The organism is Geodermatophilus sp. SYSU D00691, assembly GCF_054050275.1.
This window is the reverse complement of record NZ_JBJGYZ010000021.1, coordinates 87,680-95,620: the sequence shown is the minus strand read 5'-3', so window position 1 is coordinate 95,620 and position 7,941 is coordinate 87,680. Positions and strand designations below refer to the sequence as shown.

The 7,941-nt window shown below is 75.4% G+C and carries 7 protein-coding genes; 4 read left to right on the top strand and 3 right to left on the bottom strand.

The features are described 5' to 3' along the window. Positions 1 to 35: 35 nt before the first annotated feature. Positions 36 to 1,217: a zinc-dependent alcohol dehydrogenase gene (locus ACI797_RS16385; RefSeq protein ID WP_456859787.1), complete on the bottom strand. Its 1,182-nt coding sequence runs from the start codon at positions 1,215 to 1,217 to the stop codon at positions 36 to 38. A 313-nt stretch (positions 1,218 to 1,530) separates the two neighbouring features. Here ACI797_RS16385 and ACI797_RS16380 point away from each other — a divergent pair, with 313 nt between their 5' ends. Both ACI797_RS16380 and ACI797_RS16375 read left to right on the top strand, forming a co-directional pair. Beyond that, the gene (locus ACI797_RS16380) at positions 1,531 to 2,754 is read left to right on the top strand and encodes a peptidoglycan DD-metalloendopeptidase family protein (RefSeq protein WP_456859786.1); all 1,224 of its coding nucleotides are present in this window, start codon (positions 1,531 to 1,533) and stop codon (positions 2,752 to 2,754) included. 42 nt (positions 2,755 to 2,796) lie between these two features. After that, positions 2,797 to 3,756 (top strand): cytochrome c oxidase assembly protein, encoded by a 960-nt coding sequence (locus ACI797_RS16375; RefSeq protein WP_456859785.1) that lies wholly within the window; start codon positions 2,797 to 2,799, stop codon positions 3,754 to 3,756. A gap of 51 nt (positions 3,757 to 3,807) precedes the next feature. Here ACI797_RS16375 and ACI797_RS16370 read toward each other — a convergent pair whose 3' ends face one another. Further along, positions 3,808 to 5,370 (bottom strand): MFS transporter, encoded by a 1,563-nt coding sequence (locus ACI797_RS16370; RefSeq protein WP_456859784.1) that lies wholly within the window; start codon positions 5,368 to 5,370, stop codon positions 3,808 to 3,810. Positions 5,371 to 5,457: 87 nt separating this feature from the next. Here ACI797_RS16370 and ACI797_RS16365 point away from each other — a divergent pair, with 87 nt between their 5' ends. After that, entirely contained in the window at positions 5,458 to 5,961 is a 504-nt protein-coding gene (locus tag ACI797_RS16365; protein ID WP_456859783.1) for a metallophosphoesterase family protein, read from the top strand. A 14-nt stretch (positions 5,962 to 5,975) separates the two neighbouring features. Continuing rightward, complete coding sequence (locus ACI797_RS16360) at positions 5,976 to 6,809, top strand: putative RNA methyltransferase (protein WP_456859790.1); 834 nt, start codon at positions 5,976 to 5,978, stop codon at positions 6,807 to 6,809. Here ACI797_RS16360 and ACI797_RS16355 read toward each other — a convergent pair. After that, a complete protein-coding gene (locus ACI797_RS16355) occupies positions 6,787 to 7,923 on the bottom strand; it encodes a DNA glycosylase AlkZ-like family protein (RefSeq protein WP_456859782.1) in 1,137 nt (378 codons plus the stop codon). The two genes, ACI797_RS16360 and ACI797_RS16355, sit on opposite strands and share 23 nt — an antisense overlap. Positions 7,924 to 7,941: the final 18 nt, after the last annotated feature.

Genomic DNA, 7,941 nt, shown 5'->3' with positions numbered 1-7,941 from the left:
CCCGGGCCGGGAAAACCCGGCCCGGGCGCCCGCCGTCACGGCTTGAGCAGGACCTTGACCGCGCCGTCCTTCTTCTCGCGGAAGTTGGCGTAGGCCTGCGGCGCCTCCTCCAGCGGCACGTGGTGCGTGGCGAACTCCTCGACGCCGAGGAAGTCCTCGGCCTCGACCAGCGGCAGGATGTCGGGCACCCAGCGCCACACGTTGGCCTGGCCCATGCGCAGCTGGATCTGCTTGTCGAACATGCGCATGAGCGGCAGCGGGTCGGTGGCACCGCCGTAGACCCCCGACAGCGAGATCGTGCCGCCGCGCCGGACGGCCTCGATCGCGGTGTTCAGGGCGGCGAGCCGGTCGACGCCGGCCACCTGCATGACCTTCTCCATCACCGCGTCGGGGACGATCGCCGTCGCCTTCTGCGCGATGGTGGCCAGCGGCGAGCCGTGCGCCTCCATGCCGACGGCGTCGATCACGGCGTCGGGCCCGCGGCCGTCGGTGGCGTCCCGGACGGCGGCGACGACCTCGTCCTTCTTCGTCGTCTCGATGGTCGACACGCCCCGGGCCCGCGCCCGCGCCAGCCGCTCGGGGACGTCGTCCACGCCGAAGACCTGCGCGGCACCCAGGTGCTGGGCGATGCGGGCGGACATGTCGCCGATGGGCCCCAGGCCGAGCACCATGACGCTGCCGCCCTGGGGGATGCCGGCGTACTGCACGGCCTGCCACGCGGTGGGCAGCACGTCGGAGAGGTAGACGAACCGGTCGTCCGGCGGGCCGTCGGGCACCTTGATCGGCAGCGTGTTGCCGAAGGGCACCCGCAGGTACTCGGCCTGCCCGCCGGGCACCTGCCCGTAGAGCTTCGTGTAGCCGAACAGGGAGGCGCCGAAGCCCTTCTCCCGGTTCTGGGTCGTCTCGCACTGCGACTGCAGGCCCTGCGAGCACATCCAGCAGGTGCCGCAGGAGATGTTGAACGGGACGACGACGCGGTCGCCGGGCTTGACCGCGGTGACCTCCGGCCCGACCTCGCGGACCACGCCCATCGGCTCGTGGCCCATCACGTCGCCGACGGTCATGAAGGGCGCCATGACCTCGATGAGGTGCAGGTCGGACCCGCAGATGCCGCTCGAGGTGATCTCCACGATCACGTCGGTCGGCTCCTGGATCGCCGGGTCCGGGACGGTGTCCACCCGGACGTCGGCACGGCCGTGCCACGTCACTGCGCGCATGTAAGGACTTCTCCCTCGAACGGGCCGCCGATCGGCCTCCGAAGGACCCTCCTGCCCCTCCGTGACGCTCGTCGCTCGTTTCACTGGCTCAGGACGGCGTGTCGATCACACTCCGCAAACAAGGCTTTACGCAGCGCTGAACGACATCGATGAGGCTATGTGACCCAGCTCATGATCTGAGCCCCTATTCCCAGCCGCTCAGGTCACGAACAGATCACGACGTGTTTACATGGCTCTCGCCCGCCTCCGCCGGCTGGGCGCACGCCCTCCTTCCCGGGGCGAACGAACTTGTCCGCCGACGGAAGTCAGGTGCATGTCCTCGCACGACCACGACCGCCTCCCCGACGAGGGCTCGGCGCCCCCCACGCGCGCCGGAACCTCCCTCGCCCCAGCCGGAGGGACGCGGTCCCGGCGGCGGCCGGCCGCCTCGGCCGGGGAGAAGGCCTCGAAGGCTGCCCCCGCGCCGCGCCAGGGTGACGCGCAGAAGCCCCGGAGCACCCGCCCCGGCTCGACCTCCACCGCCAAGGAGGCGACGGCTGCGAAGCCCGCCCCGGCGCCGAGGAAGGCGAAGGCCACGACGGCCGAGCCCGCGGCGACCGGGATCACGGCCCCCGAAGAGTCCTCCGCGCCCACCGCCGAGGCCGCGCCGAAGCCGCGCCCGCGCCCCACGCCGCGTCCGCGCCCGGCCGCCGAGGCGAGCGCCGAGCCGACCCCGGAGCCGACCCCCGAGGTCGCCGTCGAGCCCGCCGACGTCGTCGGGGAGCCCGCCACCGGCGAGGAGGACGGCGACGGCACGCCTGCCCGCCACCTCGCCCGCCGGCCGTGGCGCGGCCGGCTGCTGCGCCGCCGTCCCGCCCTCTACGCGGCCGCCACCCTGGTGGGCGCGCTGGGCGTCGTCGCCGTCTACGCCGGCCCGGCGGCGCAGGCCGACCCGGCCGAGGAGCCCAGCCACTCGATGAGCGTGGCCGCCGAGCTCGGCATCTCCTCGGAGACGCCCGCCGCGCCCGACGCGCACGACACCGACCGCCTCGCCGAGCTCGCGGCCAGCCGCGCCACCCGCGAGGCCCAGCAGACCCAGGCCATCGCGGCGCAGGCCGAGGCCGACCGGCTGGCCGCCGAGGCCATCGCCGAGGCCAACCGGCCCAAGGCGGTGCTGCCCGTCAACGGCGCCCGGCTCACCAGCGGCTTCGGGTTCCGCTGGGGCACCCTGCACGCCGGCATCGACCTCGCCGCGCCCATGCTGACGCCGGAGTACGCGGCCATGGACGGCGTCGTGCTCGAGGCCGGCCCGGCGTCCGGCTACGGCAACGCGGTCTACATCCAGCACGAGAACGGCGACGTCACCGTCTACGGGCACATGGAGGAGATCCTCGTGCAGCCCGGCCAGGTGGTGAAGGCCGGCGACACCATCGCCCTGCTCGGCAACCGCGGGCAGTCCACCGGCCCGCACCTGCACTTCGAGGTGCACGTCGGCGGTCTCGACGGGGAGAAGGTCGACCCGATCCCGTGGCTGCGGGAGCGCGGCGTCCAGATCTAGGCGCGCCCCCGGGCCGCCCCGCCGAGGTGGGAGACTGAGCCGGTGGAGCACGACCACTCGGGCATGTGGATGCCCGACCAGCCGCCGACGTGGGGCCGGATGTTCGTGCCGCACCTCGACGGCTGGTCGGTCGTCGCCGTCCTGAGCCTGGTGGCGCTGCTGGCCTACCTGGTGGGCGTCGTCCGGCTGCGCCGCTCCGGGATCGCCTGGCCGTGGTGGCGGACGGCGTCGTTCGTCGCCGGGGCGGTCTCGCTGTTCGCCGTCACCGGGACCTGGCTGTCCGGCTACGGCATGGTGCTGTTCAGCATCCACATGGTGCAGCACATGGTGCTGACGATGATCTCGCCGCTGCTGCTGCTCTGCGGCTCACCGGTGACGCTCGCGCTGCGGGCGCTGCCGCGGGGCAGGGGCGCGGCCGGGGCGCCGCGGGCGCTGCTGCTCGAGGCGCTGCACAGCCGGGTGGCCCGGATCCTCTCGCACCCGTTCTTCACGCTGCCGCTGTTCCTGGGCAGCCTCTACGGCGTCTACTTCACGCCGGTCTTCGACGACCTGATGGCCGATCCGCTGGGCCACCAGTTCATGCTGGCCCACTTCCTGGTCACCGGGCTGCTGTTCTTCGGGCCGATCCTGGGCCAGGACCCGTGGCCGGGGACCCTCGGCCACGCCGGGCGGATCCTCGAGCTGGTCGTCCCCGTGCCGTTCCACGCCTTCTTCGGGGTGGCGATCATGATGGCCGGGTCGCTCGTCGTGGAGGCGTTCGCCCGGCCGCCGGCGTCGTGGGGCGTCGACCCGCTCGCCGACCAGGGCACCGCCGGCAGCATCGCGTGGGCCTTCTCCGAGCTGCCCACCGTGCTCGTGCTGGCCGTCGTCTTCTTGTCCTGGGCCGGCTCGGAGGAGCGCCGCGGCCGCCGCGACGACCGCCAGGCGAAGCGGGACGACGACGCCGAGCTCGAGGCGTACAACGCCCACCTGCGGGCCCTCGCCGCGCAGAACCGCCCCTGAACGCACGACCGCCCGCGCCCGAGCGGGCCGCGGGCGGTCGGGGTGCGCCTCCTACCCGGCGTGCACGAGGGCGTCGCCCTCGGCGGGCAGGTCGTCCTTGGTGGCCTTGATCAGCACCGCGGAGACCAGCGCGCCCAGGAGGAGCAGGCCGGCGGCCCAGGTGAAGGCCGTCGTGTAGCCCTCGACCTGCGCGCTGAGGTTGATCGCCTGCGTCACGGCGGGGTCCTCCGGGTTCGTCCCGGACGCGGCGGCCCGCGCCGCCTGGTCGGCGAACGACGCGGTGATGGCCGACACCGACAGGGTGGCCAGCAGCGCGGTGCCGATCGAGGCGCCGACCTGCTGGACCGCCTGCAGCACCGCGCTGGCGGCGCCGGCGTCGGGCGCGCCCACGCCGATCAGGGCGAGGTTGGCCAGCGGCACGAAGGTGAAGCCCAGGCCGAGGCCGAGCAGCAGCTGGCCGGGGAAGGCCAGGCCCCAGAACCCGCTGTCGACGTCGAGGAACGACAGCAGGAACAGCCCGCCCGAGGCGATCACGCCGCCGACGACCATCAGCGGCTTGGGCCCGATCCTGGGCACGAGGCCGCTGGCGAGGCCGGCGGAGACCAGCACGCCCAGGGTGGACGGCAGCGAGGCGAAACCGGCCTCGACCGGCTCGTAGCCGAGCACCTGCTGGAAGTAGAGGCTCAGGAAGAAGAACGCGCCGATGAGCCCCGCGCCGACCAGCGTGGAGGTGAGGTACGCGCCGCCGCGGTTGCGGTCGAGGACCAGCCGCATCGGCAGCAGCGGGTTGCGCACCCGCAGCTCGACGACGACGAACAGCGCCACCAGCAGCACGCCGACGCCGATGAAGAACAGCGCCCAGGGCTCGGACCACCCCGTCTCGCTGCTGCCCGCCGCCGCGTTCTCCTGCGAGGCCTCGGCCACGCGGGTGAACCCGTAGACGAACGAGGTGAGGCCGAGGGTCACCAGCACGGCTCCGGGGATGTCGTAGCTGGTCTCGCCGGGCGCCTTGCTCTCGGGCACGAACGGGATCGCCGCGGCGATCGCGATCACCGCGACCGGCACGTTGACCCAGAAGCACCAGCGCCAGTCGACGTACTCGGTGAGGACGCCGCCGAGCAGCAGACCGACCGCGGAACCACCGCCGGCGATCGCGCCGTACACCGCGAACGCCTTGGCGCGTTCCTTGGCGTCGGTGAACAGCACGGTCAGCAGCGCGAGCGACGCCGGGCCGAGCAGCGCGCCGAAGGCACCCTGCAGGGCGCGCGCGGCGAACAGCAGGGCCTCGTCGGTCGCGACGCCGCCGAGGGCGGAGGCGAGGGCGAAGCCACCCGCACCCACCAGGTAGGTGCGCTTGCGGCCCCAGAAGTCGGCGATCCGGCCGCCGAGCAGCAGGAAGCCGCCGAAGGTCAGGGTGTAGGCGGTGACGATCCACTGCTGCGACGCCGCGCTGATGTCGAGGTCGGCGGAGACCGCCGGCAGCGCGATGTTCACGATCGTGGCGTCGAGGATGATCATCAGCACGGTCACGGCGATGACCGCGAGGGCGAGCCACCGCCGGGGGTAGGGCTCGTCCGCGCCGGGGGGTGTGGTCACGGGTACGGGGTCGGTCACGTCTCTTCCTTCGTCGTCTCGGCCTTCGTCTCGGCGCGGTGGCCGGGGAGCCGATCGGGGAAGGTATCGGCCTGCGACCATCTCGTCGTGCCTGTTTCGCTGGTGTTGACCGCAGATACGCACATCCCGAAGCGGTCGCGTGACCTACCTCATTCCTTGTGGGCCGCGATCGACGCCGCGGACGTCGTCGTGCACGCCGGCGACTGGGTGGACGTCGCCCTCCTCGACGAGCTCGAGGCGCGCTCCCGGCGGCTGCTCGGGGTGCACGGCAACAACGACCACGGCCCGCTGCGCGAGCGGTTGCCCGAGGTGGCGCGAGCGGAGGTCGAGGGGGTCCGCCTCGCGGTGGTGCACGAGACCGGCGACAAGAAGGGCCGCGAGGAGCGGTGCGCCGCGCAATTCCCCGACACCGACGTCCTGGTCTTCGGGCACAGCCACATCCCGTGGGACACCACCGCCGGCACCGGCCTGCGGCTGATCAACCCCGGCTCGCCCACCGACCGGCGGCGGCAACCGCACGGCACCTTCGTCACCGCGGTCGCGTCCGACGGCGGCCTGCACGACGTCACCTTCCACCCGGTGCCGCGCTGACCGCCCGACCGCCGCTGCCGGCCCGCGCGGTCGAGCTGCTGGCCTGCCCCGTCTGCGGCGCCGGCCTCGCCGCGACGCCCGACGGGCTGCGCTGCGCCGCGGGACACGCGTTCGACCGGGCGCGGCAGGGGCACCTGACGCTGCTCCCGCCGGGGCACCGCCCGCCGTCGGGTGACTCGGCCGCGATGGTCGCCGACCGGGTCGCCTTCCTGGACTCGGGCGCCTACGCCGGCGTCACCGCGGCGCTGACCACCGCCGTCCTCGCCGACGGCGGCCCCGGCTCCCTGCTCGACCTCGGCGGGGGTACCGGCCACCACCTGGCCGCCGTCCTCGACCGGGTGCCCGACGCCGCCGGGGTCGTCCTCGACTCCTCCCCGTACGCCGCCCGGCGGGCGGCCCGGGCGCACCCGCGGGCGATGGCCGTCGTCGCCGACACGTGGGCGCGGCTGCCGGTGCGCGACGCCGTGCTGGACCGCGTGCTCGTCGTCTTCGCGCCGCGCAACGGCCCGGAGACCGCGCGGGTGCTGCGGCCGGGCGGGCGGCTGGTCGTGGTCACCCCGGCGGCCGACCACCTCGCCGAGCTGGTGGCGCCGCTCGGCCTGCTGCGCGTCGACCCCGCCAAGGGCGCGCGGACGGCGGCCTCGCTCGAGCCGCACCTGCGGCCGGTGCGCGCGGCCGCGCACCGCGAGCAGCTGTCGCTCGGCCGGGACGCCGTGGCGCCGCTGGTCGGCATGGGCCCGCACGCCCGCCACCTCGCCCCGGAGCAGCTGGCCGCGGCCGTGGCGCGGCTGCCCGAGCCGGTGCGGGTGACCGTCGCGGTCGACGTCACGACCTGGGCGCCGGCCTGACCTCGACGCCGGTCAGCTCCGCCCCGCGCAGCGCCGCCACCTCGGCGAGCCCGTCGGTGACGCGCCGTTCGTGCGCGGGGCGCCAGTCGGGAAGCGGCAGCAGCGCCACCTCCAGGCCGCGTCCCTTCTTGCGGGCCCGCCACGCGCAGGACACCGCGCCGTCGACCACCGCCACGCCCGGGTTGGCGACCATCCGCCAGACCTCCCGGTGCAGGGCGGGGTCGGGCACGAGCGTCGAGCGGTCGGGCCCCTCCAGCGCGCTGTCGTAGGGCGGCAGCAGCCGGACGCCGTCGGCCGGCTCGGCCGCGAGGAGGGCGTCGAGGTCGGCCGCGGGCACCCAGGCGCGGCGGCCGTCGACCGCCACCTCGGCGAGCTCGGGTGCCGACGCCCACCGCTGACGGGCCTCCGCGGCGCCGACGGCGAGCCAGGCGGCGAGCTCGGCGGGCGTGGTGGGGGAGAAGGCGCGCAGGAACCAGGCCAGCAGGGCCGTGGCCGCCGCCCCCGGGTCGCGGTCGGGAGGCTCGGCCAGCCGCTGCTCGGGCAGCACGAACGCGCCGTCGTCCCCGCGGACCCAGCCGACGGCCAGCGCGACCATGCCGAACAGCCCGACGTCGACGTGCACGGCGTCGCACGCGCGGCAGAACGCCGACGCCGAGGCGGGCAGCCCGCGGGTCACCGCCTGGGAGAGCTCGGCCTGCGTCCGCGGCCCGTCGGCCAGCGCGGCGCGGGCCGCGGCGGTCCCCTCGCGCAGCAGCGCGCCGGGATCGGCGCCGGTCGCCGCCCCGCGACGGCGCAGCCGGTCGGCCAGCGCCTCGTCGTCCGGGGGCAGGGCACCCACGGTGAGGGCGGCGTGGTCGCGGGGGTCGAGGACCCGGGCGCCGCGGGCGGTGGGTCCCTCCACCCAGCGGCGCCCGGTCAGGGCGTCGTCCAGGTCGCCCCGCCTCACCCCCTCGGCCCGCGCGTGCCAGCCGACGAGGGCGGAGTCGGGCCCCCCGGTGCGCAGCCCGGCCGGCCGGACCGCCTCGGCCCGGCGCCCGGCGGGCAGCCGCTCGGCCAGGCCGTGGCCGGCCAGCCGCCACGCCAGCACCTGCGCGCGACCGACCTGGGGTGCCACGGCCGGATCGTGCCGCGC